Source organism: Vibrio sp. R11-SG3-ISO9, assembly GCF_059834255.1.
In genome coordinates, this window is sequence record NZ_JCBDGU010000004.1 from 69,013 (window position 1) to 92,621 (window position 23,609).

The 23,609-nt window shown below is 44.0% G+C and carries 23 protein-coding genes, 1 pseudogene and 1 riboswitch; of the genes and pseudogenes, 8 read left to right on the forward strand and 16 right to left on the reverse strand.

Annotated elements, in window-relative coordinates:
• Positions 1-6: 6 nt before the first annotated feature.
• Both AC6R05_RS01070 and thiD read right to left on the reverse strand, forming a co-directional pair.
• Positions 7-786 carry an ABC transporter ATP-binding protein gene (locus tag AC6R05_RS01070; protein WP_500646305.1) on the reverse strand — a complete coding sequence of 260 codons (780 nt, stop codon included), beginning with the start codon at positions 784-786 and terminating at the stop codon, positions 7-9.
• On the reverse strand, positions 776-1,636 hold the full coding sequence (thiD, locus tag AC6R05_RS01075) for a bifunctional hydroxymethylpyrimidine kinase/phosphomethylpyrimidine kinase (protein WP_500646306.1): 861 nt from the start codon (positions 1,634-1,636) through the stop codon (positions 776-778). The genes AC6R05_RS01070 and thiD overlap by 11 nt, the downstream gene beginning before the upstream one ends.
• Positions 1,637-1,739: 103 nt before the next feature.
• Positions 1,740-1,851: riboswitch (TPP riboswitch) on the reverse strand.
• A gap of 337 nt (positions 1,852-2,188) precedes the next feature.
• On the opposite strand from thiD, the gene AC6R05_RS01080 reads away from it, so the two are divergent.
• On the forward strand, positions 2,189-2,440 hold the full coding sequence (locus AC6R05_RS01080) for a hypothetical protein (RefSeq protein ID WP_500646307.1): 252 nt from the start codon (positions 2,189-2,191) through the stop codon (positions 2,438-2,440).
• A 93-nt stretch (positions 2,441-2,533) separates the two neighbouring features.
• Complete coding sequence (locus tag AC6R05_RS01085; protein WP_500646308.1) at positions 2,534-2,926, forward strand: MAPEG family protein; 393 nt, start codon at positions 2,534-2,536, stop codon at positions 2,924-2,926.
• 98 nt (positions 2,927-3,024) lie between these two features.
• On the opposite strand, the gene AC6R05_RS01090 is transcribed toward AC6R05_RS01085, so the two are convergent.
• Together AC6R05_RS01090 and AC6R05_RS01095 are read right to left on the reverse strand one after the other, a co-directional pair.
• Entirely contained in the window at positions 3,025-3,981 is a 957-nt protein-coding gene (locus AC6R05_RS01090; protein WP_500646309.1) for a TerC family protein, read from the reverse strand.
• A gap of 1 nt (position 3,982) precedes the next feature.
• On the reverse strand, positions 3,983-4,189 hold the full coding sequence (locus tag AC6R05_RS01095) for a hypothetical protein (RefSeq protein ID WP_331441380.1): 207 nt from the start codon (positions 4,187-4,189) through the stop codon (positions 3,983-3,985).
• 366 nt (positions 4,190-4,555) lie between these two features.
• Here AC6R05_RS01095 and AC6R05_RS01100 point away from each other — a divergent pair, with 366 nt between their 5' ends.
• Positions 4,556-5,161 (forward strand): mechanosensitive ion channel family protein, encoded by a 606-nt coding sequence (locus AC6R05_RS01100; RefSeq protein ID WP_500646310.1) that lies wholly within the window; start codon positions 4,556-4,558, stop codon positions 5,159-5,161.
• A gap of 113 nt (positions 5,162-5,274) precedes the next feature.
• Here AC6R05_RS01100 and AC6R05_RS01105 read toward each other — a convergent pair whose 3' ends face one another.
• Positions 5,275-6,774, reverse strand: coding sequence for a winged helix-turn-helix domain-containing protein (locus tag AC6R05_RS01105; protein ID WP_500646311.1), 1,500 nt, complete (start codon positions 6,772-6,774; stop codon positions 5,275-5,277).
• 495 nt (positions 6,775-7,269) lie between these two features.
• On the opposite strand from AC6R05_RS01105, the gene AC6R05_RS01110 reads away from it, so the two are divergent.
• A complete protein-coding gene (locus AC6R05_RS01110; protein ID WP_500646312.1) occupies positions 7,270-7,749 on the forward strand; it encodes a porin in 480 nt (159 codons plus the stop codon).
• A 414-nt stretch (positions 7,750-8,163) separates the two neighbouring features.
• Here the strand turns inward: AC6R05_RS01110 and AC6R05_RS01115 are convergent.
• The 3 genes and pseudogenes from AC6R05_RS01115 to AC6R05_RS01125 form a co-directional block, all read right to left on the reverse strand.
• Positions 8,164-9,039, reverse strand: a pseudogene (locus AC6R05_RS01115) (nuclear transport factor 2 family protein); the annotation flags it as partial.
• Between the two features lie 94 nt (positions 9,040-9,133).
• Positions 9,134-10,012, reverse strand: coding sequence for a helix-turn-helix domain-containing protein (locus AC6R05_RS01120; protein ID WP_500646313.1), 879 nt, complete (start codon positions 10,010-10,012; stop codon positions 9,134-9,136).
• Between the two features lie 45 nt (positions 10,013-10,057).
• Positions 10,058-11,746 (reverse strand): ABC transporter substrate-binding protein, encoded by a 1,689-nt coding sequence (locus AC6R05_RS01125; protein ID WP_500646314.1) that lies wholly within the window; start codon positions 11,744-11,746, stop codon positions 10,058-10,060.
• Positions 11,747-11,837: 91 nt separating this feature from the next.
• Between AC6R05_RS01125 and AC6R05_RS01130 the strand changes: the two genes are divergently transcribed.
• Complete coding sequence (locus AC6R05_RS01130) at positions 11,838-13,049, forward strand: MFS transporter (RefSeq protein WP_500646315.1); 1,212 nt, start codon at positions 11,838-11,840, stop codon at positions 13,047-13,049.
• An 84-nt stretch (positions 13,050-13,133) separates the two neighbouring features.
• Here the strand turns inward: AC6R05_RS01130 and AC6R05_RS01135 are convergent, their stop codons facing one another.
• Together AC6R05_RS01135 and AC6R05_RS01140 are read right to left on the reverse strand one after the other, a co-directional pair.
• Positions 13,134-13,835, reverse strand: a complete 702-nt coding sequence (locus AC6R05_RS01135; protein ID WP_500646316.1) for a class I SAM-dependent methyltransferase — start codon at positions 13,833-13,835, stop codon at positions 13,134-13,136.
• Between the two features lie 119 nt (positions 13,836-13,954).
• On the reverse strand, positions 13,955-15,511 hold the full coding sequence (locus tag AC6R05_RS01140; protein WP_500646317.1) for a methyl-accepting chemotaxis protein: 1,557 nt from the start codon (positions 15,509-15,511) through the stop codon (positions 13,955-13,957).
• A 293-nt stretch (positions 15,512-15,804) separates the two neighbouring features.
• Between AC6R05_RS01140 and AC6R05_RS01145 the strand changes: the two genes are divergently transcribed.
• The 3 genes from AC6R05_RS01145 (at position 15,805) to AC6R05_RS01155 (ending at position 18,203) form a co-directional block, all read left to right on the forward strand.
• Positions 15,805-16,758 (forward strand): LysR family transcriptional regulator, encoded by a 954-nt coding sequence (locus AC6R05_RS01145; RefSeq protein WP_500646318.1) that lies wholly within the window; start codon positions 15,805-15,807, stop codon positions 16,756-16,758.
• Between the two features lie 153 nt (positions 16,759-16,911).
• On the forward strand, positions 16,912-17,427 hold the full coding sequence (locus tag AC6R05_RS01150; protein WP_500646319.1) for a hypothetical protein: 516 nt from the start codon (positions 16,912-16,914) through the stop codon (positions 17,425-17,427).
• A 59-nt stretch (positions 17,428-17,486) separates the two neighbouring features.
• Positions 17,487-18,203 carry a hypothetical protein gene (locus AC6R05_RS01155; RefSeq protein WP_500646320.1) on the forward strand — a complete coding sequence of 239 codons (717 nt, stop codon included), beginning with the start codon at positions 17,487-17,489 and terminating at the stop codon, positions 18,201-18,203.
• 136 nt (positions 18,204-18,339) lie between these two features.
• Here the strand turns inward: AC6R05_RS01155 and napH are convergent, their stop codons facing one another.
• The 6 genes from napH to AC6R05_RS01185 all read right to left on the reverse strand — a co-directional run bounded on the left by napH (position 18,340) and on the right by AC6R05_RS01185 (position 23,440).
• Positions 18,340-19,185, reverse strand: coding sequence for a quinol dehydrogenase ferredoxin subunit NapH (gene napH / locus AC6R05_RS01160; RefSeq protein ID WP_285465066.1), 846 nt, complete (start codon positions 19,183-19,185; stop codon positions 18,340-18,342).
• Positions 19,185-19,964, reverse strand: coding sequence for a ferredoxin-type protein NapG (gene napG, locus AC6R05_RS01165; RefSeq protein WP_150870166.1), 780 nt, complete (start codon positions 19,962-19,964; stop codon positions 19,185-19,187). The genes napH and napG overlap by 1 nt, the downstream gene beginning before the upstream one ends.
• Before the next feature lie 275 nt (positions 19,965-20,239).
• The gene (locus AC6R05_RS01170) at positions 20,240-20,623 is read right to left on the reverse strand and encodes a DUF4345 domain-containing protein (RefSeq protein WP_500646321.1); all 384 of its coding nucleotides are present in this window, start codon (positions 20,621-20,623) and stop codon (positions 20,240-20,242) included.
• A gap of 76 nt (positions 20,624-20,699) precedes the next feature.
• Positions 20,700-21,083, reverse strand: coding sequence for a VanZ family protein (locus AC6R05_RS01175; protein WP_390520944.1), 384 nt, complete (start codon positions 21,081-21,083; stop codon positions 20,700-20,702).
• A gap of 163 nt (positions 21,084-21,246) precedes the next feature.
• Positions 21,247-21,624, reverse strand: coding sequence for an energy transducer TonB (locus AC6R05_RS01180; protein ID WP_500646322.1), 378 nt, complete (start codon positions 21,622-21,624; stop codon positions 21,247-21,249).
• 280 nt (positions 21,625-21,904) lie between these two features.
• Entirely contained in the window at positions 21,905-23,440 is a 1,536-nt protein-coding gene (locus tag AC6R05_RS01185; RefSeq protein WP_500646323.1) for a hypothetical protein, read from the reverse strand.
• Between the last annotated feature and the right edge of the window lie 169 nt (positions 23,441-23,609).

Genomic DNA, 23,609 nt, shown 5'->3' on the forward strand with positions numbered 1-23,609 from the left:
TGGGAACTATGCATAGTCTTGCTCCAACTGCTCTAATATTTTCTGCTGAATGCTCGCGCAATGACCATCTATGGTTCTTGGAGGCAATGTTGTCGGAACTTGCAGTGATTGAGCAGATGCGGGTGAGCCTTGCAACACGTAAAGGCTGTGTGCCAAGCGCACCGCTTCTTGTGGGTCATGAGTAATCAAGACCACGGTTTTATCTTGCAGCAAGTGAGCCGCTAAGGTTTGCAGTTTGTGCCTTGTTACCGCATCTAACGCGGAGAAAGGCTCATCCATCAATACGATAGGTTTGTCTTGCATAAGCGTTCGCGCTAACGCAACACGTTGACGCATGCCACCAGACAGTTGTTGTGGCATAGCGTGAGCATAATCAGCAAGCCCAACCGATTTCAGCAAAGACAAAGCTCTTGCGTGATTGTCTGCATCGCTCGAGGCACTTTCCAAGCTTTGAGTGTCTTTCCCAGCAAAGCGCCGGCTTAGACATACGTTATCAATCACCGATAGCCAAGGCAGCAGCAGATCTTGCTGTGCCATGTAGGCAATCTTGCCCTCTAGCGATTGACCATCACTCGTCTTCACGACACCTTGCCACTCAATGTTCTCACCCAATAGACCAGCGAGATAACGTAAAATGGTGGTTTTCCCGCAGCCACTTCTACCCAATAAAACGGTCCATTGAGATGCAGGAATCGCTAAGCTCAGGCCTTGCAACGTCCGATGTTGGTTATCGAGATAACGAATGCTCGCGCTGGTGATTTCAACGCCAAGAGGCTTAGCGGACATCAGCATGACCTGCGTAGAAGTGATTCACAGGTCCGTGCCCTTGACCGACATTTAATTGATCTGCGTGGGCAATCGCGTCCGAAATATAGCGCTTACCAAGCTCAACGGATTGAGTCAGCTCATTCCCTTGCGCAAGGTAAGAGGCGATAGCCGAAGAGAGCGTACAGCCAGTACCGTGTGTGTTCTTGGTTGGGAATCGTTTTGCGCTGATAAGAGCAGTGTTGGTTGGCAGAATCAGTAGATCGTTGCTGTTTTCGTCTTGCTCTAAATGGCCACCTTTTAACAGCACCGATTTTGCGCCCAATGCTCGAAGCTCTTCAACCATGTCTTGCATGTCGGCTTCGCTTTCTGGCACAGGTTTACCTGTCAGTGCTGCGCCTTCTGGAAGGTTTGGTGTAATGATGTCGGCAAGTGGAATAAGTGCTTCTTTCAAGGTGCTGATGGCTGACTGCTCAAGCAACAAGTCACCACTGGTCGCAACCATTACCGGGTCAATAACCAGATGTTTGGGTTGATACTGCTTAATCTTATCCGCTACAACCTTGATGATGTTTGAATCTGCCAACATGCCGACTTTGACCGCAACGACATTCAGGTCGCTGAATACCGCATCAAGCTGGCTTGCAACATGATCTAATGGAATTGGAAAGATGGCTGAAACGCCTTGTGTATTTTGCGACGTGATTGCGGTGATCACTGAACACGCAAAACTACCGGTCGCAGACATGGCTTTGATATCGGCTTGAATACCTGCGCCGCCGCCACTGTCTGAACCCGCAATGGTTAACACAATTGGAGTGCTTGAAGAAATGGACTGAGTGTCGATTTGCGTGCTGGAATGCTGTGTCATGGTCGCTCCTACCATCTAAAAGACGTAGGAGAACTGAACTAAAACCGAGATGGCAGGCACCAGAGATCGAAGGATCGATGGAATGAAAATCGGTACCGCATAGGTTTTAGTATCAATAGTTCCCTACGCCAGTACTAACTGAATCAGGTTCAACGGGTCTCGAAATTCGATCTCAGCAAATACAACACGGTGTAATTGCCCCCCGACTATTTGCATCCATACTAACAGCACTCTTGAGAGTGAGGTAATAATTTTGCAGATTATTATTTACTAAAGCGTGAACGAAAGCGTTTTCGTCCACAATTTCATCAGATTTTGGAGGTTGAAAAACATCCAATTGAGAGTGCTACCGCCGCAAATTGTCCAAAATAGTTTATCCAACCTAACGGCTGCATTACGCTTCAAAGTAAAGCGAGCTGAACTCTCCAAACCATTGAACATAGTTATACATCTATAAAACGTTTTATAAACACAATTGATAATACATTGCACCTAGAGTATAAGTGTTTGTTAAGTAAAGATATGTACTGATGACTAAACGGGGAACATAGAATGGAAGTTAGAAGTGCCAATATATGGATTAAACTGCGTGAGCAAGGGTTCACTCGTTTTGTTGTAACGTCGACTGTTAGATCCTTTTTAATCGCTGGGCTGCTGTTGATGGCGACGAACTTCATCCTAGGAGCAGAAGTGACGCTGGCTAATACACTGCCAACGCTACTCACAATACTCGTCTCGCTTGGGGTGAGCTTTACTTTGATTTGGTTCTACGTAAAACACAGATACCAGTCGCAGTCCGTTTAACTGAGACACACAACCTACAAACCGACTAGACTATAGCTTTCGCACACTGATTTATCTGACTTAAGACTGAATACCCGATACAAGGACGGTAGATTGAATACTCTGATTTATTGCTTAATTGCAGCTGCCCTACTTCCCTATCTAGCGAAAATCCCGGTGGCTATCGCTATGAACAAACTGGGTGGCTACGACAACAATCACCCACGTGATCAACAGGCGAAATTGCAAGGGTTTGGAGCTCGTGCACTTGCCGCGCACCAAAATGCGTTTGAGTCTCTCATCGTATTTTCAGCATCGATACTTCTTGCCATAACAACGAATACTGTCAACGAGAGCGTGCAGTTGTTTGCAATTCTCCATATCGGTTTTCGAGTGGCTTACCACATTCTGTATTTGGTCAATATTGGTGTTATGCGCTCGATCTGCTGGGCGGTTGCGATAGGCAGTTCGTTTTTCATTATGGGGCAATGTATCCAAAGCTTATAAGAATGACGCTATTCGATGATGGAAAAGTCTGTAATCAGTTGAAGTGAACCTGTACGTAAATGTAACCATCCATGGTATTTAGGCTTTATTTGGCAACCTTAACCCACGCGATCCAATACGGCAGGCTTTAGTCTGTGAGAGATGTAAACCACTGGCTCTGACCACAGTGAATCAAGCTCTTCAGCATATTGTGCGCCAGTCATTGGGCGGCTATATGGGTGAACTTTGGTTCGAGGGTGACTTCGAACATTACCGACTGCATCAACATCAACTATATAGCCGCTGTCATTGCTGCTCCCACGATTAGGCTTAGAGAGCCTTAAGCCAATCGGTGCACCTCCCTCAGGTGTCGGTGGCGTTGTAGAATTCTGCTTGTTCAAAACGATATGCAAAACTTCCTGTAGCAAACCAAAAGCGAGTACGACATAGATGTAGCTCTTATCCAGCTCGATCCCTACTCCTTCCAACATAAGAACGACACCAAGCATGACTAAGAAAAGCAGTGCCAGTAGCTTCAAGCCGGGGTGTTTGGTGATGGTGGTTTGAATAGCCTCTGCTAGTAGCACCATGATGACAGCTGACACAACAATCGCGGTTATGATAATCGTGACTTCGTCCACCAGTGCAACGGCTGTAATCACAGAGTCAAAAGAGAACACAGCATCAACCGCAATGATCTGCAACACAACCAACATCAAGCTAGTGCTATTAGAACGTGGTTGTTTTACTTTCGGTTCCGTAAGCCACGCGTGCAATTCATGTAGGCTCTTTAACAATAAGAAAGCGCCCCCAAAAATCAGAATCAGATCTTTTCCTGACCAAGCCCAGCGAGAAATCGATACGAGTGGCTCTGTCAGAGTCATCAGCCAAGACACTGAGAATACTAACCCGATTCGCGACAACACCGCCAAGCTGATGCCTAGGTTACGCACTCTTCTTTGTAAGCGTTTTGGTAGGTCTTCAACCAAAATCGAGATGAAGATGACATTATCGACACCAAGGATAACTTCTAACAATAGTAAGGTTCCAAATGCCACCATATAGTCTGCAGTCATACTATGCGCCCCCAACTAAATGTTGAATCACGGCAAGCAAGAGCAACGCACCGACAACGACGCCCACAGAAAAACGTGCGATTGAGCCAACTACTCTACGATTACTTGACGAATAAGTAGAACCACTCCCAACCAAAACTGGAATAGAGCGAATCGGATCAGCTGCTGACCATAGGATGATGAGTTGTGTGATAAATAGCGTCAGCATGATTACGCAGTCCCCGTATTACGCGATAACGCCAGTTTTTGTCTGCGCTTTTTGTAGACATAGATGTATAGCAATTTGATAACGATGATAGTCATGGTTGGCCCCGTAGTGATTGAAAGGCCGCTCATTCTACGAATTGAATGATATCAAGCATCAGTAAAGGCTTATCTATCGGTTATTGAAATATAAAATAAATATAAAACAAATAAAATCAGCAAGTTATTGATAGATTTTATCCCTACAACACTGATTTTTCATCGATCACATGGGCGGTAATGACAAGGAAATAATAAAGTTATAAGCAAACTCTGATGTGTTTCTCGCTTCAAGGGCACAGAATATTGCTCCTAAATGAAAGAGGTCAATATGCCAATCTATCTTACTCAACTCATCGAAACGCTACGCGAATATGACATTATACTCGCGCTGCTTTTTGTCCTTTTTTACTGGCTATTTAAACGCTTTATCTCGGCAACAATCACTAATCTAGCGAAAATGAAGTCGGTATCTTCTACACGGACTGCATTCATTATTCGTTGCTTTAATATTTGTTGTTTTGTATTGCTGTTTGCCACTTACATCATCGTTAGCGGGATTGGCTATGGTAACTTCACCATTTTCATCTCTTCGCTCGTCACGGTGTTTGGTGTTGCGTTTATCGCGCAGTGGTCAATCCTAAGTAACATCACGGCGAGCTTTCTGATCTTTTTCGTGTTCCCATATCGAATTGGGGACTCAATCGTGGTGGCGGATGGTGATGGAATTGAAGGAAAGATTTTAGAGATAAAAATGTTTCATACTCTGATTAGGCACTCAAGTGGCAACTTGATCGCCTACCCAAACTCTTTGCTGCTTCAAAAAAGTGTCACGAAGGTGCTTCGAAAAAATGCCCCACAAACAGATAAAACGACCCACTCCCTCAATCAGCCGCCACACAGAAATAAAGCGAAGTCGAAAAGCGTTACCGTATAATTTGCCAAATTCTAGAGAATTCAACTTGAAGTAATGCATCTGAACACCATCCGATAGACATAAAAAAGCCCTAAGAATCTAGGGCTTGATTAGCTTATAGCCGAGCATAAACATCAGTTAGAGATGTCTTTATCTTCCTTAATCACCTGTAACTGATCAATCAAAGGGTCTAAGTTACTATCAAAAAATAGAGGCCCCGCTATTGTTAATGCCATTGGTGAGGAGGTATTTTGTGTCGCTTGTAAATACAGCTCTTTAGCGCCACTGGTATGCCCTCTCGCTTCTTCCGCTTTGGCCATCAACAGATAGGTCAGTGAAGTGTGCTGATTGTATGGAATCGACAGTAAAATCTTCGACGCCTTCTCAGGATCGCTCTCGGAAAGAGCAAGTATTGCGTTCGCTTCACACACTCTCGGGTTCTTGTCTTTCTGTAACACTTTGGTTAGCGCCGATGAATACTTTTGGTTGAGCTGTTCAATACGCTTGCTCTTATCGTCTTCATCCTGTGTAAACGCCGTCATAATCTCACCGATGTAGCTCACTGAAATGGTATAAGCATTATCAGGTGCGTATTCGCGCGCTTGTCTGAAGTGATTCAACGCCACGTCAAAACCACCATTGTTGTATAAGACACCTGTCCCTGACATAAGTGATATGATCGCTTGCTCATCTTTTGGGAAGATTGAGACATTTTGCTGTAGCTCGTCTTCCGGTACTTCGATGTACATTGCGCGCATCAGATCGTCAATCATGGCTGGGAATGTTTCATGAAAACGGCCAAAGTTCGTAGAGTAGCGACGGTTTAAGTGGGTCTGGCCCGACACTCGATTATGATATTTCATCAACAAACGAAGCTTGCTGCCATCGCGGCTCATCGCGGTAGAGAAATTAAACTCTGACGCGGCCAAGCGCCGATGCTCTTCTGACTTCACTACTCGAATATTGGAGTAGAAGCCAACATGCTCAATGAATTTGATCACCATTCCGTACAGTTCTGGGCGCGCTCTAACCTCTTCACTGACATTCAAAACAGCGTAACGAAACTCATAATGGCTCAGGTGATTTGCATGTTGTTGAGTCGATGAATCGCTCTCATCTTGTTGATAGGAAATTAAAATGACAAATTGCGCAACGATCACCACTATCAAAAGAGCAAAAAGGAATACTAACCTGTTTGGTTTCGGCGGTGTCAGCGTCATTTTCTCACTAATACGACGCCCAGCGATGGAAAACTCAGGTTCACTGCTCATTTCTTCACTAGCTTCTGGCTTTTGCACCGCAATTTTTTCGACTTTTACTTCACCATCAAATCGGTAACCACGCTTTGGTACCGTAATAATGTAACTTGCCTCATTTTCACTATGCTTCTTGAGTACTTTCCGTAGCTCAAACACCGCTTGAGTGACGACTTGATCGGTTAATACACTGCCATTCCAGACCTGTTCAATAAGCTCATCCCGGCTATGTGTTAACCCAGGATTCATACATAGAAATTCAAGTAACTTTGCCAACCGATTATCAATCGTGATCGACGTATCCCCAAACTGGATCTGTCCTTCATTTGGTACAAAACGCCATTCATCAACGATAAAACTGATATTTTTGTCAGGCATTCACGCAAACTCTCTCTTTTTTATTCATCTCATTGAGTAAACATAGCCCCAATCCAATGATTTCGCAGGGATTTAATTACTCGCAAACGTACATTTCCCACAGAATCAGTTATGAAGGAGATCAATGTCACATTTCAGCTTCCTTGTTTGCCATTTCAATCATTCTTAAAAGGGATAGAGTCATTGAAATGCAACTTTTATAGACTAAATCCTTTTAGAAAAACTTATCAAGCCTTTGTTTTAATTTGTTTTATATTTTGTTGATGAGATATTTATGAAGATTTATGAACAGATTAGCTTTCCGTTATGCCACACCTACCAGAACAACGCATCATAGCCCCACACCGCAAGTGAGGGGCGAGACGCTTAAACATAAGAAGGCGCAACGTTCCCTGAAGTCACTTGCAATATGGATATGTTAATCGATGTAAAAAGCATCATCTGCTGAAGGATTAGGGAATGTTAGTCAACCTTTATATTAAGAGTTCTTAAACAATGAAACTGAACAAATTTATTCTTCCTATCGCTGCTATCTTCTTCGTAACTCAGGTATCTGCTAACCCTTACGTGGGTGCAAGCTACCTTTACTCTGAGTACCAAGCAGAAAGCAACAACACCGACTTCAGCGATGAAAACAGCGGCTACAACCTTTACCTTGGTTACCAACTTAACGACTTCCTAGCGATTGAAGCGGGTTACGCAGATTTTGTAGATACGCACAAAGACTACGAGCACATCCACTCTGATGCATGGCTAGCAAGCACTAAGCTAACTCTGCCAATCACTATTTTTGATGTATACGGACGTGTAGGTGTTGGTCACTTCCAAACGAACCTAGGTGACACGGACGACATTTACTACGGTGTAGGTGCAGGTGTTACTCTTGGCCCAGCTCGCGTGGCACTTGAGTACACGACTTACGAAGCAAAAATTGTTGAAAACAGCTACGCAGTAAGCGCAGAGTTCCGTTTCTAATTGAAATAAGACTGAATTGAGAGTTCGTATTTAACGCTCAACAAATACGAGTTCTGGACACAAAAAAGACCTTATATCCTATAACTAGACGGATATAAGGTCTTTTTTAGTTTACTACAGCTAGTTTTCGTAACGCTGCATCTTCATTGTCGAGGTATCTGCGCCAGCTAGAAAGCCTTGCGCAGCAGAGGCACTCATGAAGCTTTCCATCGATGCATCCGCATCATCCAGCGATTCCCAATGCACAATCACACGCCATGTATCGCCATCCACTAGTCCAGATTCACGCTGAATAAATCCTGGTTGTTTTGAAACATAGCTATCGGCAACGGCTTTATCCAGTTTTGCGAATTCTTGTGGGTCGACACCATCTTTAAGCTTGAACGAAGCTACTTCCACCACGTAATCATGCTCGAAGCCAAATTTACCGTTATCGTTTTTCCACTCTTCACGAGGCGGGATATTCTCAATCACGTCCCAATGCTCAACGATTTTGCCGTTATCCAGACGGAATAAGTCATAGAAGGCGACGTCTTTATTCATAAACACGCCTTCGCTAATAGCGAGTACAAAGTTACCTTCACCCAAGATCTTGTGATTCTCTTTGTAAACCATTGGCATACCAGCTTTTGCCAACTCTCCAAGCGCTTTGCCTAAGCCACTTAGGCCATCTGCTACCATGGTGTTGTGTTGAAGATAAGCGTCATCTTCGTTGTCGATAAACTGGTTGATTTTAGACATATCGCCTTGCATTAAAATGGTACTTACAAAGTCTGCAACAATGGCTTTATTGTCTTCTGTTTTATCAAGGTCGGTCACTTTTGTTGGCCCCTCAAGCTGGGTGCGACCGCTTGGGTTTGATTGGGTCGCTAGCTCGGCTAGATTGTCCCAATGTTCAACTATCTTTCCCTCTTCGAAACGGAACACGTCAAAACCGACTTTAGGACCAAAGAAGTTATATTCCGTATGTAGAAAAACATAATCGCCGTCTTGATAAGCGCGTTTTACATCGGCTTTTGCGCTACCTGCTGGCAGTGCCTTCATCACTTCACCAAAGCCTTCCAAACCATCGCCAACCGCCAAGTTATGCTGGGTGTATTGGGTAGGATTGATATAACGAATAGCGTTAGCATCGCCGGTTTCGATGCTCGATATCACCGCTACGGCTTTATCTTTGTTGGAAAGCTCATCGTTTTTCACCATAGAATCATTAGCGCATGCAGCAAGGCTCAGCACACTCGCAGCAAGAAGTGTGCGAGAAAAGAAAGAAGAAAGTGGAGATGTAATCATTTTGTTGCCCTCTCGTTTTTGTTAGTAACAGCTTAGTCGGGCAACCATGATTTCGTCAGAGTGAAAATGGGTTAAATTATGGTGAATATCGAACCTAAAGCGTCGGATTCTTGTATTTTTGACTAAATTGGCTCGGCGTCAATCCGGTTAAGTTCTTAAAATACTTTACAAAATTGCTGGCATCCTCAAATCCAAAGTCGTACGCCATTTGTTGTGATGGAGTGTGGCTCACCACCAAACGACGCTTAATCTCGATGATAGTAAACGCATCGATCATCTGTTTCGCAGTCAATCCCGTTGCCAACTTGCAGACAATATTCAATGTCTTATAAGTGGTATTGATCTGCTGAGCGTACCAATTTGCGTCTCTTATTTGGTGAAAGTGACTTTGCATTAATTCGAAGAAACGTGCGAACCTGACGCTCTGCTCTTGAGTCAATTTGTCTTGCCTTATTTCAGGTCTTAATCGATGTAAAGTGAGCGCGAAAGCCGAGAAAAGATACATCACGATTAAAGGCTCGCTGGATGCTCTGTTGATTTCCTCGATCATTTGTCGAATAAAGACCAGTGTTGGTTCTTGGTCTTGCTCCTCCAACTGTAGCAATGGTGAGTGCTTTTCATTCAGGTGAGTCGGCGTGTAGTTTGGCAACTTCATATTGGCATGCACTTGATCGAGAAACGCTTGGGTAAAGAGCAAGATTTTTCCCTTCGGGCGATTAGAAAAATCAAAGCTATGAACCTGCTCTCTTTGCACGAAAAGAACCGAGCCTTCTTGAAAAGGGTAATCTTCAAAGTCCACCATGTGGCTTCCGGTACCCTGCTCTATGTATATGATCCCGAAGAAATTAATACGATGAGCACTTTCAGGGCTATGGTCGAGCCGATTTTGCTCGTATAAATCAGATAGCTCCAGAATTTGAAGTTCCGCTTGATTCGATTGTTGATGGCTAAAACCAACTTGAGGAATAGACAAAACACACCACCTTTGTTTAATTTCTATTTAACCACAGAGACACATTTAACGACCTTCGAAGACAACCTGATTGAAGTCGATCCAGCCATTAGTAAGAAGATCCATCGCATTCACTTTATGAGAGATTCTCATATCTTGTGCGCATTGAAACAGAGGGATATAAATCGCTTTTCGAATCAACTCGCGCTCAATTCGCTGATAACCTTGAACCCGCTTGCTTTCATCTGATTGCGCCAAACTATCAAATACTTGTTGTTCGAACCAAGGCTTCAATTGCTTATTCAGGCTCGCCGTCACGGTGTTAGTACACAGCAACCATCCAAGCCAAGAACTCTCTTTATGTTCACCAAACACCTCACCAGAAACAATAATATCTGCTTTCGATTGTCGTTCTACTTGGTCAAATTCAGGGTATGGCAGCACTGTGAGGTTTGAATCTAAACCATACTGACACAGCAGCTCAGTGATGTTTTCAGCCGCTTCAATATGCCCAGGCAGCTGATAAGTTAACACCTCAATCGGTACCTGATTCGCGAAAGACAAGTCCACTGCTTTACCAAGTTTTAAGGGTTCAAGGCTTGTCATCCCTGACGCTCGTCGATAAATCATAGTGTCTCTCACACCATTCATCGGCAAGGATTGCAGCAACTGTTGGATGTATCGACGATGCTTTGCCAACTTCATCCATGCGTTGTTTGCACTGTTTAAACAAGCGTAGATACAGCCCTCTTCCCACTGTTGTACCTGTGTGAATTCATCAGCAATATCCGGGGCAGAGCTGCCATGCACAATATCGCAATGCATTTGAAAGTCATTTGCAGATAAGCCCATGTTCCAGATTTCTACGCCATCTAGCCAAGGTCGATAGCCGTGATAATGAGGAGACGCAGTAAGTAGCGTTCGGTAATCGGTTTGCTCTGCCAATCGAAACGCTCCACTTCCGACTATCGTACCGTCGCTGTTCAATTTGGAAACCGATAGCGCACCATGCGACATCAGCCTTGGCAGATAATGAGACAAACGTTTGGAGCAAATTCGTAAGGTGTACTCGTCGACCACAGAAAACTCATCAATGAGTAAGAACAGACCTCGGCTCACCGAGTTTGACGAGATGATCGACTCATAGGCTGCCTTCACATCAAACGCAGTAAGTGCTGATCCGTCCCAGAACTTAAGTGATTTACGCAGCCGAACCTTCAGCGTATCACCAGTATGTTCCCATGTTTGCGCTAAATCGCCTTCCAACTGGCCTGTATCTCTGTTGAAACGTAACAGGTTAGCATAGAGGTAATCAGCAATGTGCCGTTCGGTACGCCTAGATATTTCATAAGGGATCAAGCTGTGCGTCGCTCGATAAAAAGGGATTTGCAGGATGTCTTGATCGTTATCTTGCTGTTGATATTGACTAACGAACTCGGCAATAAACTGATCACGATCTTTGCTTCTGATAAGGTTCAACGCTTGATCGGCTTTTCCCTCATTCATCCAGAACTTAGCTTGTTCGATTAATGTGGTGTTTACCGACTCTTTAAGGAGAAGCTGAGGCAAATTACCTCTGCCAACCCCCGACTTCCAGTCGATGATCGACTCTTCCACCAGCCTTTTGATGACCAGCTGAGCGTTACGACGCGTGCAGTTCAATGCTTTCGTTACATCATCTAATGAAATAGGTGTCCATCGACCTATCTCGAATCCAAAGTCTCGCAAAAATACCAAAGCTAACCAATAACGCATAAAGGTGAAATCCTAAAATTATATTTCTATTTTTCTTCATCTTTTATTTTCAAATAATAGCCGTGTTACCAAAAATAAAAAGGATATTTAGATGAATACGTTAGCTGAGTCTCATGGCTCCATCTGGAAGAATAGAACCTTCGTTACGTTATTTAGCAGTGCTCTGTTTGTTAGCTTTGCAAGCCAAATATACACACTTGCATTACCATTGTTGGTGTATGAATTGACTCAATCATCCGAGTGGATGGGTTGGATGAGGGCCGTTGAGTTTCTGCCCAATCTATTACTAGCCCTGTTTATTGGCGTATGGGTCGATCGCAGTGATAAAAAGCAGTGGTCGCTGACTATGTTGCTTGGTCAGGCTATAACGGTGTTTATCTCGTTCCTGGCGGTTGAGTTCCTAGCTGAGCCATTATGGGTTCTGTTTCCATGTGCGTTCTTAATGATGGCGTTTAACTACGGCTACCACAACGCGCGTATGTCGATTCAAAAAAGCGCGCTTTCCCATGAGACTCAAAATGTGGCGACAGCTCGAATGAGCTCCTTGGGCAGTTTTATGGAAACCGTTGGACCAGTACTCTCAGGGGCCATCATGTTACTGGCGACCATTCATAACGTCTTCATCGGCGTAGCACTTTTGATGCTATTGGCTTTTTGGCAACTCAAAAGGCTCGACGTAAAAACACCCATCAACAGAGACAAACAAAGCACTTTCAGCGCCATAAAAGAAGGATGGCAAGCACTACGTAATGAGCAGAACATGTGGTTGATTACGCTTGCTGTCATGGTCATCAACACAACAGGTGCCGTATTCTGGATTCAGGCAATCTACTATGCCAAAGCAGATTTAGGATTAAATGCAGTGGGCGTCAGTTATCTGATCGTTGCTTCTGGTCTTGGTGGTCTCATTGGTGCATTCAGCGCTGACAAGTTACGCAAGAAATGGGGACTAGGATGGCTTCTCATTATCTCGATTGCACTCGAATCCATCGGGTTTGTTATTCCGTTGGTCATGGAGAATCAAACAGCACTTATTGCCGGGTTCTTTTGGGTATCCGCTGTGGGTTTATATAGCAGCATCTGTATCTGGAGTTACCGCCAAGAAGCCTTTGATGTCAGCGTTCTCGGCCGAGTAAACGGGATAACAGGCTCACTGTTCAAACTCTTGATGCCATTTGGCCTTGCTGGTTCAGGCTATTTAACATCACTGATTGGTATCGAGTGGTTGTTCGTCGGATGCTTTGCCACACAGCTACTAACAGCATTTTGGTTAATGACGACCAGCGTCCGTTCTATCCGTTGATGGCGCAATAAAAGGCAAAACGCCCAAAACGAATTTCGCTTTGGGCGTTAAACTATTGAGTGCGCTGAGAAACAGTATTTCTATTTAAGCTGGCTTGTCACAACGAACAAAAATGAAGTTTGGATTATTTTTCAGATGGTTATATCTATCTTCATCTATCTCTCGTACCCGCTCATCCACTTCACCTTCGGTGATTCTTGAAATCACTAACCCAGATGCAGCAATCGAATTGCAGATCTCAGTAAGTGAACGACGATAAAAGCTCACTTCCACAGGGTCGCCTATGGTATTCCACTCTTCTTGAATAAACTCACGACTAAAGTAGTTACCATTAATTGAGCATTCAAAGTCAGCAAATGGGTGATGGGTAGAGAAGACCATGTAACCACCAGGCTTAAGAACCCTTTGCACTTCTTTAAACACTGGTGTGAGGTCTTCAATGTAATGCAGCACTAGCGGGCACACAATCACATCTATGCTCTGGTCAAGCTCATTAGGAAGCCCAATAGCAAGGTCTTGAGCATAGGCCTTTAGCTTTGAGCCAAAACGCTCTGTAACCAAGCTAACCATCTCTTCAGATAAATCAGTACAGGTCAATTCTGCGACTGATTGCTCCAGAAACCATTGAGCATATTCACCCGGACCACAACCGAGATCGAGTACCTTTAGACCTTTTACATCATCCAATAACGATAAAGTAGACGGGCGCTCTAACAGCGCGTTATAGATATTGCCCTTAACCACTTCCGCATACTTGCTTGCATGCTTGGTATACATTTCTGACATAACTTTACCTTTATTGAACAAAAACATGAGCCTAGCATGAAATCTGCAAACTTGTTGTCCATGACATGAAGTTTGACCAATTTCTGACTAGGCTCAGTACAATTCAATAATGGTTTGTGTTATCGATGGACTTTAAACACCTCGATTGCTGTTTGAAGATCTGTCGTTTGCTGGCTAACGACCTCTGTTGAGCGAGTATTGTCTGACACACCTTCGACATTGGTGGTGGTTGTATCTCGAATCACCACTATGTTTTGTGCGACTTCATTACACACCATACTCTGCTCTTCTACAGCCGCTGCAATCTGGGTGCTGCTGTCCAAGATTTTCTGCATCTCATCCATTACCGCTTCGATTTGTTGGTAAGCCACTTGTGATGACTCAACACTCACTGTGCCCTTGGTTCGACAGCCTTTCATGGTCGACACAACCGCTTGAGTCTGGCTCTGCACTGAAGTAATGATGCTAGAGATCTCTTCTGTCGACGTTTGAGTACGGCTCGCGAGCGTTCTTACTTCGTCTGCTACAACAGCAAAACCACGGCCTTGTTCACCAGCGCGTGCCGCTTCAATCGCAGCATTCAATGCGAGTAGATTAGTTTGCTCCGCAATCTCATGGATCACGCCTATCACAGAGCTGATTTGAGAAGAGAGCTCTGACAGATGTTCGATCTCATGTTCTGCAGATTCCAGCTCACTAGACAGCTCCGTAACCGTTTGCTTCGTTGATTCAATTTCAACCAAACCCTGCTGAGCAACGGTGAACCCTTTTTGAGTATTGCTTGCTGCATGCTCTGTTGTTGCCGCCACTTCCTTGATGGTTTCCCCCATCTCAGTGATTGCCGTAGCGACGCTGTCAGTTTCGAGTTGTTGCTGCTGTAATGAAAGCTCTGTTTGGTGACTATTCGATCTAAGCTGTACAGACACAGCCCCTAGGTTCTCAACACTGCTTTGTACCTGAGTAATCAAACCCTCGATACTCACAATCAGCTTGTTGGTGCCCTTAGCAATGTCACCAATTTCATCATTAGATTCCGTTGCTCGTAGTGTTAAGTCATGGTCACGCGCAACTTGGTTAGTAATCAGATTTAAATTAGAAATGCTGCGTTGAATGCTGTTGATCAAACCGTAAGACAGCAGAACAAGTGCAATAACGACGATGGAAAGCGAGAACAAAATAAACTGGTTAATCGAGGACTGTGCAGAATCGATCTCTTGTTCAAACTGTTTCTCGACCCCTTTGAAAATCCTATAGATGTCGTTATAGAGGTAATCGGACTGAGCGATGATGGCTGAAGCTTTGGTTTTGTCCGCTCCATAGATGGAGACTAGCGACTCAAACCCTTGTTGGTATTGGGTTATTTCTTTCAGCAGCTTTGGCATGTCATCCACCACAACCTCAAGCTCAACAAGGTGGGCAAGCAAAGATTGTGAGAGAATATTGAAATGATCATACTCCTTCGAAAACTGAGCAGACAAGCTGGTTTCTGATGAGTTCAGAAACTGAAGCTCTATCCTTTTCATCTCTTGCAGCGAAAGCTCTAAATCTTTCACTTCAATCAATGTTTTTTCTAGTTTGATCAGCTTTAAGTTGCTGATTTCAGTGATCAATACGATAACGATAAGCGCACTAATCGCGAGGCCAGTCAGGCCAAAAAGTTTATGTTTTATTTTCATCAAGCAATTCCAAAGCAGCAATACCGACAGAAGCATCTATTATTTGTATTCTGCGCTTCTATAAAGACCACCTCGCCAACCTGTTATTACTTTATAAATTTCTTGTTACATTTATTCAAAGCATTTATTAAAAACAACTGACTCAAAATTGAGACAATTTACATTTCCGTACAAAAAACGCTCAAAAATCTACTTTTCATTCATTCCTACTGCAAAAATTGCGTGACACTTCAAAAATAGAATTTTGACTTTAATCTCGATTTAATATGACGCGAAAAACCATGGTTACATCTATGCTTAATAACAAATGGGCATACATACAAGAGACGGCTATAGCCATGAGGAATAGTGACATCGCCAAGTTGCGCGAACTCGATTTCAACCTACTGAAAACCCTATCGGTATTGCTAGAACATAAACATGTATCAAAGAGTGCTGAGTTATTGTTTCTGTCACAGCCCGCGGTCAGTAAACAGCTCACTCGCCTGAGAGCCATGTTCAATGACCCTTTGTTAGTCAGATCGGGTAACAACCAACTTCTTACCCCTAAAGCAGAACGCATCAAGCCTCAAGTTGAATCGCTGTGCGAGCAAGTCAAGCATTTGGTCATCCCAGATGAACTGGATTTAAAAGAAGTAGATGCCACCGTTAGTATTATTTTCTCCGATTATGGCAGTCCGCATTGGATTTCCACCTTGCTGCGAGAACTTCATCAAGAAGCGCCGAACGTAACTGTGGTTTGTAAAGAGTGGAGTAGAGAAAATATCAATCAACTAGAGAATGGTGAGATCAACCTTGCGCTCGGGCCTATCATAGGTTCTGGTGCACGTTGTGAAAGTATCAAGTTTGGTGCTGTAAGCTCTTCTTTCATCGCTCGTAATGATCACCCACTGTTCACCGAAACTAGCGAGCCCCCACCTTTCTCGCAGTTTCCCGTGATACGGATTTCGGGTTCAACCCAATATCAGCACATCTACAATACCATCCTTCCCGATAACCCTGTGATGTTGGATCAAGCCAGCATGTGGTTGGCGTTAGATACGCTTGAATATTCAGATGCAGTGCTCATTGGTCCAACCCGTGTCATGAAGTTGCTATCCGAAACTGAAGGCTATCGTTGCCAGTTACTCGAACAAGTCCCAGAGATTGATATATGTATGAGCTGGACGGCTGGGCTCACTAACGACCTTTTTTATAAGTGGCTCATCGACAAGATGATCAAGATAGGCAAACAGATCGTTTCATAACCCAACCTCCTCGTCATAACTCCCAGTTATGCCGCACATGAAAACTGACCATTTCTAACGCTGTACTCATTTTGGCATTCTTTGTTTCGTCCCGAGACAGCGGTGAAGTCACCACTCCATCGCTTCTCACTCTTAAATTAGAGGAGCCGAAACTTGAGCCAACTACGAAACGCTTTCAAAGTCATCGCCTGTTCCGCTATCGCATTGGGCAGCATTTTGCCCCATTCGGTATCAGCAGAGGAGTGGATCCCACAGCACATTGATAGTGTCTCTTTTGGTGGTTCTTTCGAAGGAAATTCAAAGGACATGTATTTCGGCTACACACGCTACAAACAAGGTGGTGTGGGGATTGGCGCAGAAGCTGCGTTTTATCGTTACGACCATGAGAGCAGTGTTCAAGACTACTCATCAAGGTATACGGAACGAGACTTATCCCTAACCCTCCCAGTTGCAGCGACAGACAAAGTGTATATCACCCCCGCTTTTGGTGTTCGTCAGATAAAAAACAGTTACGAACTCAAAGGAGAAGAAATGGATGACACGCAATATGAAGCGCTCTATGGCTTGGACCTGACTTACATGCTCGACAACGTGAGCATCACCATTGGCGCTGATAAATCCAAAAGCTCTGACTGGTCCATCACATACGGCCTAGGCGTTTCATTTTGATCGCTGGGTAAAACTCATCACAACATATTTTCAAATATTGATACTTAAATGAGGTTCTCATGAAAAACGTTCTAAAACTTACCGCAGTTGCTTTAATGGTCTCTCTAGCTGCTGGCTGTAGCTCTTCTGGTAGCTCAGGCGGTGGTGACACTGCACCACAATTCGACGGTGACTTAGGCTTTGAAAACGTGGATCCAGGTTACGGCGTCGATGCTCCAGATGGCGATCAAACACCAGATCTCGGTTTTGACTTCGGTTATGTCTACATTCCGGATTTAGGTGAAGAAGTGCCTGTACCTACTCACCCGATCATGGGCACTCCATCAAATCCGATTGAGATTGATATCAACAACCCAGACAGCAAAATGGCCGCAGTTAAGGAGCGTTCAGACGAAAACGAGACGCTCTACTCAGTCTATATTGGTGAAGTTCGTGTTGGTGAAATCATCATTAACGACGACGGTATCTCAATCGAGGCTTTACACAGCGACAAAACCATTACTGCAGTTAAGAACACCGAAGAAGACTCTTGGCAAGTTCGCGGCGCTGACGGCAATGTGAAAGGTGACGTAAAACGCCTTGAAGATGGCACATGGTTGATTCGTGAAGAGATCACACGAGAGGTATACGTCTCAGTAATCAAAGACGGTGAGCGTATCTTTGTTCCTGTAAGCGAAGTTAAAGGTGCACTGAAAAGCAAATTAAAAACAAACAACCCAGCACGTGCAAACCTACATAAGATTCAAACACTAAAAGCACGTCCTAAATTAGGCTAACAAGGTCTCACGCTAGGTCTATCCAAAGGCTTGGCAGATGATTCTGCATAAAAAGGCTCGAATCACTTTTGGGGATTCGAGCCTACTCGGTTTTACCTTGTCTGAAACTAATGTCGCCGCTTATGACACCCGAGAATCATTTATCATCCAATCGGCTTTTAAACTCAAAGACTTTCTCAGCACAAACATCTACGCAGCGACCGCAACTGATACAATTCTGCGACATCACTCGTCTATCCCCTTCCTTCAGAGGCTGACGAAGTATCTCTGGCTCAGGACAAACGTAAAAACAGTCCATGCATTTATCGCAGTCTTCACGACGTACCGCTTTTACGCGAATCACGCTCTTACGACCAATCACACCATACATGGCACCTAATGGACACAAATGACCACACCAACCGTGTTCAACAAGCAGCAAATCGACGATAAACACCAAAGCAATGAGAATCCATCCTGCACCCATACCAAACACTAAGCCACGATGCAGTGTCGCCACTGGGTCAAGCCACGCCCATAAAACCGTGCCTGTAACTGCACTGCCTACCAGCAAGACACCAATTAGCCAGTAACGGATTTGTGGCGACCAACGATAACTCGCTTTCAAGCCCATCTTTCTGCGCAGCCAAGCTGCTGCATCGGTGACAATGTTCATTGGGCAAACCCAACCACAGAAGACGCGTGGCGCAACGATCAAATAGAAAGCAATCACTATCCCCGCGCCCGCAAGCACCGTGAGTTCAGGTATGTGACCCGCTGCTATGGTTTGCATCACAATCAAAGGATCGCTCAAAGGCACAGTCCCTAAAAGCAGGCTAGATGATAGATTGCCTTGCAGGATCCCCCACGTTGGGCCAGCGATAAAACAGACCATAACTGCAATTTGGCATAACCGTCTTAGAATAAGAAACCGATGTGCTCGCCACCAGCCTAAAGTCTCGATCGCTTCTTTACCTGCATTCTTTGCCAGATTCTTAGCCATTATAGATTCCCCTTCTTCAAGGAGTTCAGAGACTCAAGTGCATCAGTCGGAATCACATCTTCAACTGGCGCATTGTTGAGATCTCTATCGACCTCTTCCCAACCCAGTTGGTAGTGCTCACCCAACTTACCCATAGCTAAGTTGGTCGGGATCACTTTGATCGCAGATACATCAAGAACACACGCTTGTTCACACTTACCGCAACCAGTACAAGCATCAGAGTGGACGGTTGGGATCAACTTAGCGTGGTAACCGGTTCGGTCATTACGAACGTGTTCTAATGTGATCGCTTTGTCTATTAACGGACACACTCGATAACACACATCACAACGTAAACCACGCCAGTTAAGGCAGTTCTCATGGTCGATTAATACTGCGGTACCCATGCGCGCATCATCGATATCTTTGAGCAGTGGGTCTAACGCGCCGGTTGGGCATTCCACAACGCAAGGGATGTCTTCACACATCTCACAAGGAATATCACGGGCATTAAAGTAAGGCGTTCCAGAAGGAAGTGGCGAAAGCAGCGTTGCAAGTTTTAACGTGTCATACGGACAAGCTTGAACACATAAACCACACCTAACACAGGCTGATTCAAAGGCTTCACCCTCTAATGCACCCGGTGGCCTTACTGGCAGGCCGGTAGTGTCTCGCGCTTTACTCTGCATCGACTGCAACCCAAGCACGGTTGCTGCGGCGCCGACACCTGCTGCGGTTCTTGCGGTGTCACGCAGAAAGCGGCGACGACCTTCGGAGAATTTTGGTTTTGATGACTTCATATACCACCCACTACGCGCAAAGCTGTAGCAGCCCTTGCTCGTTATTATTTGCTATCCATAGACTTCTCCTACGAGCCCACTCAGTGAAAAGCTCATAGTCAGTAATCCTTGGTAATTGGGTTATCTATAAAGGATGGTATGAAAAAGCCATTGACTCAAATCAATGGCTCACAATTAATACACAAAAGTAGTAGGGATATTTGTTAGCAGGATCACGCTGTTATCAAAGTGGTGAGAGGCAGCTCAGCGTGGGTAATCATAATAAATTGAAAAGCCTAAGCTTTGATCTTGTCTTTGCTTCTTAACACGAGAGCAAGAGCACCGAACAGCAGCTCCCCAACCAAGTATAAATACATGACTAAATTCGCTTCACCGTCATTCCAAAGACCAACTAATCTTCCAAACGCCATTGCTAACAAAACGACAGCAACGAAAATCAATCCAAGCTCGACATCATCTTTGAGTTTTACCACCAAGAACATCATCAAGCCTATAGCAAGCTGAGCTCCACCATAAGTAGCGCGTACATCTATCACTGCAGATGCCGTATTCAACTCCGCACCCGTGATCCAATACGCCATCCCTGTGGGGATAAGAAGAAACAATGCTCCATAAACAATGAAGAAAGCAGCGGTGGCATAAACCAGTAGTTTTGACATTTCTAATCCTTTAGTTGTCTCAAAATTACTTATGTTGAATTTAAAATCTTAGTCGACTTACAAGGAGATCACACTGCTATTGGTATGTTTCTTCACGCTTTTTTTCATCCATAGGAAAGGCTAAGTTCACAACTTTAGCTAACAAGATCCCACACGCTACACCACCAGCGTTAGCCGCTAAATCCAACCACTCTCCATAGCGATTCACATAGGGTTGAAGTATTTCGATCGCTCCACTCCAAACAACAAAGAAAAGCGCTATCAACAGCCAGTTCTTTGGCCTCGCCAATGCAACAGAGAAGGTTAATGCTGCATAAGCAATAAAGTGATGTGTTTTATCTGTACCCGGCACTGGCGGCAGGCTAGGAACAGGAAGAAGTGAGAGTATGGTGATAACAGCCAAGACCAACAGGGTAATTGCCAACCAATATTTTTGAACTAAGCCGATCAAACGACGCATAACTGCCCTTACTTACCAAAATTGAAATGTACTCAAATTAACAAGTTGCATAGTAAACAGCATGCCAAGCGAGTACAACTGTATCGCTATGTAGGCGAGTATCTTCAGATACAAAAACGCCACCGAAATGGTGGCGATAGAAATGCATCTAGTCGGTTCAATGTCACAACCACTTATCCGAAATTGGTGCGTATAATGTAAAACGCATTTGTACTGCAATATTCTTTGATTTCAACGGATTTCCCTGTGCATCTTTCACTAAGTATGTCCATTGACGAAGCGCCTCTGTGGCACTCTCATCAAAAACACCTTTCGGCCACGAGCGAGTGATCTGTATGTTAATTGGCTTTCCATTTGGGTCTAAATCAAACCTAAACTCCACAGAGCCCTCAACGCCGGTACTCAATGCTTCTTTCGGGTACTTGGGTGCAACTTTATAACTGGCTTTTGGGCTATCAGTAAGGTTTGGTTGAGGTGGCTTTGGTGCCGTTGCACAAGAAGCCAAAGAAAACATGCATAAGATCATGAACAGATTTTTCACACCAAACCCCATTCGTATAGTCACAATATAGTCGGAAAGCATTAAGCCAAGACATTGACATCGCCTTTAATATCAATATCTTGAATGATTTTCCGACTATACAGTAGAACATCATACTAACAAAGTTGAATATTACTCTTGTTACGCCTTGTCTGAAAGACATTATTGAAGGGCTGTTTCCACACGCGCCTACAATCTATGAGTATCGTTTTCAGTAACGTTTAGACAAAAAGAGCCGCTAAAAAGCGGCTCTCGGTTATTTTGGCAACACCTTACGCTCTCACTTGAGCTTGATTTCTTCTTTCTCAATTAGTAACGACAGTTGCTTTAAAAGGTAGGGTTGTATATCCCTCTTCCAATATATTTGAGAATAATTTACTTTGTTTTTTTCTGGGAGGTATGGCCGTATTTCTTCCATCACTTTTTGAACCGCTTTCTTATCGGGTTCGCTAAGTCCACCTAAAAAAAAGTCCTCTTCCACCTGTTTTGCAATATATTCGTCATATTGCTCAAGTGTTTTTATCATCGCCCAGGCACGAGTGTTATCCTCATACTTATACATAAGGTAAAAAGTGTAGAGTGAAATCCAATCGCCCTTTGGTAATACTCTGTTTAAAGTAAACTGGTAGTATTCATCATCTCTACCCAAGTAAGCGTACGCCAATCCAAAGTATTTTTCGCTCGCCAAAATCTCGGGGATAATCTGTTCATCGGCACTCTCCTCGACGTCATAACCGTTTTTGCCATACATGCTACTTATCAGTCGCATCAACGGTGAGGGGTGACGTTCCGTATCAAGCCAGTAAAATCCGGCAAGATCACGGTTAGGCTCGTACGGCAGTGATAGCAGAGAAAAAGCTAAAGCTTCATTGACTAATGACACATCAAAATAGGCTAACAGTGCCAGCTTATTAAGTGTACGGTCCCACTTTTTCAGTTGATATAATCTGGCCTGGTGGCTGCCGGAAAAATCGAACTCCATTGAGGCTATCAGCTCTTTAAAGAAATGTAGGCGGCTGACATCACTCATAAGCTCTATTTTATTGAATAGTTTTTTATTAAAAACACTGTTACAAAAAAATGGTCTGCTGAAAGTATAAAGCCCTTTTTCAAACTCTGAAAAGTACTGCCTACCTTTAATATTCTCGGCGCACCAACTAAGATCTTTAGCTTCTAACAGCCAATTGTTGTATGTCATATTCAGCCATAAGTAATCATTACCGTACAACTCCATCAACCGTCGCGCTTTTCTAAGCCTCTCAGTAGCCATCGAAGCGTCATCATCATCACCAGATAACGAGATTGGAGCATACAAATAGTATGCCATAGCGACATGAAGTGCCCTGATATCTCCTCTGTCTGCAAGTTCCAATATCTGTGAAATATATCGCTGCTTTATCTCATCAGACAGTTCCAAATTATCAAGGTCTTTATCGCGGCTATATTGCGTTGTTTGCGGCACGGTATTGGACAGAACGATTTTCGCTCTAGCGGAAATAGAACCAGCGACCGCTTTTTCAACCAAACTCGCATAATCCTTATTTAACTCCCACTGAGCATTAAAATTACCGAGCCTAGCAAAGTGATGATCAATACGCTCAAAACGCCGTTCTCTTAACTCAACGCCAGGGCAACCACCACTTGCGATATAGTGGTAATAACTATAATAAGATGGCTCGGTCGTTTTTAGCTCCTCTAAATCCTCGGTATAACGTTTATCACAAGCCTGCTGAACGGGCAGGAAGTCTTGACTCGCCACAGGAAAGCTAATCGCCGCAAATGATATAACTAACCCCAAAAGTATTCTTCGTTTCATTTTTAACTTACATTAAATACCTAGCAATTTTCAGCTGGCCTTATTACACAAGAAAAAACTGGTAAAACAACACTATAATTACGTTTTCGTGACGCATAACCTGAGGCTATATAAAATTCATGAGATAGCAATACGCCAAATAAAACCACTTAAGTTAATAAGTGAGACA

Excerpts from the sequence above, each read along its gene's own strand:
- AC6R05_RS01185 (WP_500646323.1), bottom strand. The coding sequence starts at position 23,440 with ATGAAACGAAGAATACTTTTGGGGTTAGTTATATCATTTGCGGCGATT.
- AC6R05_RS01105 (WP_500646311.1), bottom strand. The coding sequence starts at position 6,774 with ATGCCTGACAAAAATATCAGTTTTATCGTTGATGAATGGCGTTTTGTA.
- napH (WP_285465066.1), bottom strand. The coding sequence starts at position 19,185 with ATGGCTAAGAATCTGGCAAAGAATGCAGGTAAAGAAGCGATCGAGACT.
- AC6R05_RS01125 (WP_500646314.1), bottom strand. The coding sequence starts at position 11,746 with ATGCGTTATTGGTTAGCTTTGGTATTTTTGCGAGACTTTGGATTCGAG.
- AC6R05_RS01070 (WP_500646305.1), bottom strand. The coding sequence starts at position 786 with ATGTCCGCTAAGCCTCTTGGCGTTGAAATCACCAGCGCGAGCATTCGT.
- AC6R05_RS01155 (WP_500646320.1), top strand. The coding sequence starts at position 17,487 with ATGAAAAACGTTCTAAAACTTACCGCAGTTGCTTTAATGGTCTCTCTA.
- napG (WP_150870166.1), bottom strand. The coding sequence starts at position 19,964 with ATGAAGTCATCAAAACCAAAATTCTCCGAAGGTCGTCGCCGCTTTCTG.
- AC6R05_RS01135 (WP_500646316.1), bottom strand. The coding sequence starts at position 13,835 with ATGTCAGAAATGTATACCAAGCATGCAAGCAAGTATGCGGAAGTGGTT.
- AC6R05_RS01080 (WP_500646307.1), top strand. The coding sequence starts at position 2,189 with ATGGAAGTTAGAAGTGCCAATATATGGATTAAACTGCGTGAGCAAGGG.
- thiD (WP_500646306.1), bottom strand. The coding sequence starts at position 1,636 with ATGACACAGCATTCCAGCACGCAAATCGACACTCAGTCCATTTCTTCA.
- AC6R05_RS01145 (WP_500646318.1), top strand. The coding sequence starts at position 15,805 with ATGCTTAATAACAAATGGGCATACATACAAGAGACGGCTATAGCCATG.
- AC6R05_RS01130 (WP_500646315.1), top strand. The coding sequence starts at position 11,838 with ATGAATACGTTAGCTGAGTCTCATGGCTCCATCTGGAAGAATAGAACC.
- AC6R05_RS01175 (WP_390520944.1), bottom strand. The coding sequence starts at position 21,083 with ATGCGTCGTTTGATCGGCTTAGTTCAAAAATATTGGTTGGCAATTACC.
- AC6R05_RS01170 (WP_500646321.1), bottom strand. The coding sequence starts at position 20,623 with ATGTCAAAACTACTGGTTTATGCCACCGCTGCTTTCTTCATTGTTTAT.
- AC6R05_RS01095 (WP_331441380.1), bottom strand. The coding sequence starts at position 4,189 with ATGCTGACGCTATTTATCACACAACTCATCATCCTATGGTCAGCAGCT.
- AC6R05_RS01110 (WP_500646312.1), top strand. The coding sequence starts at position 7,270 with ATGAAACTGAACAAATTTATTCTTCCTATCGCTGCTATCTTCTTCGTA.
- AC6R05_RS01100 (WP_500646310.1), top strand. The coding sequence starts at position 4,556 with ATGCCAATCTATCTTACTCAACTCATCGAAACGCTACGCGAATATGAC.
- AC6R05_RS01140 (WP_500646317.1), bottom strand. The coding sequence starts at position 15,511 with ATGAAAATAAAACATAAACTTTTTGGCCTGACTGGCCTCGCGATTAGT.
- AC6R05_RS01090 (WP_500646309.1), bottom strand. The coding sequence starts at position 3,981 with ATGACTGCAGACTATATGGTGGCATTTGGAACCTTACTATTGTTAGAA.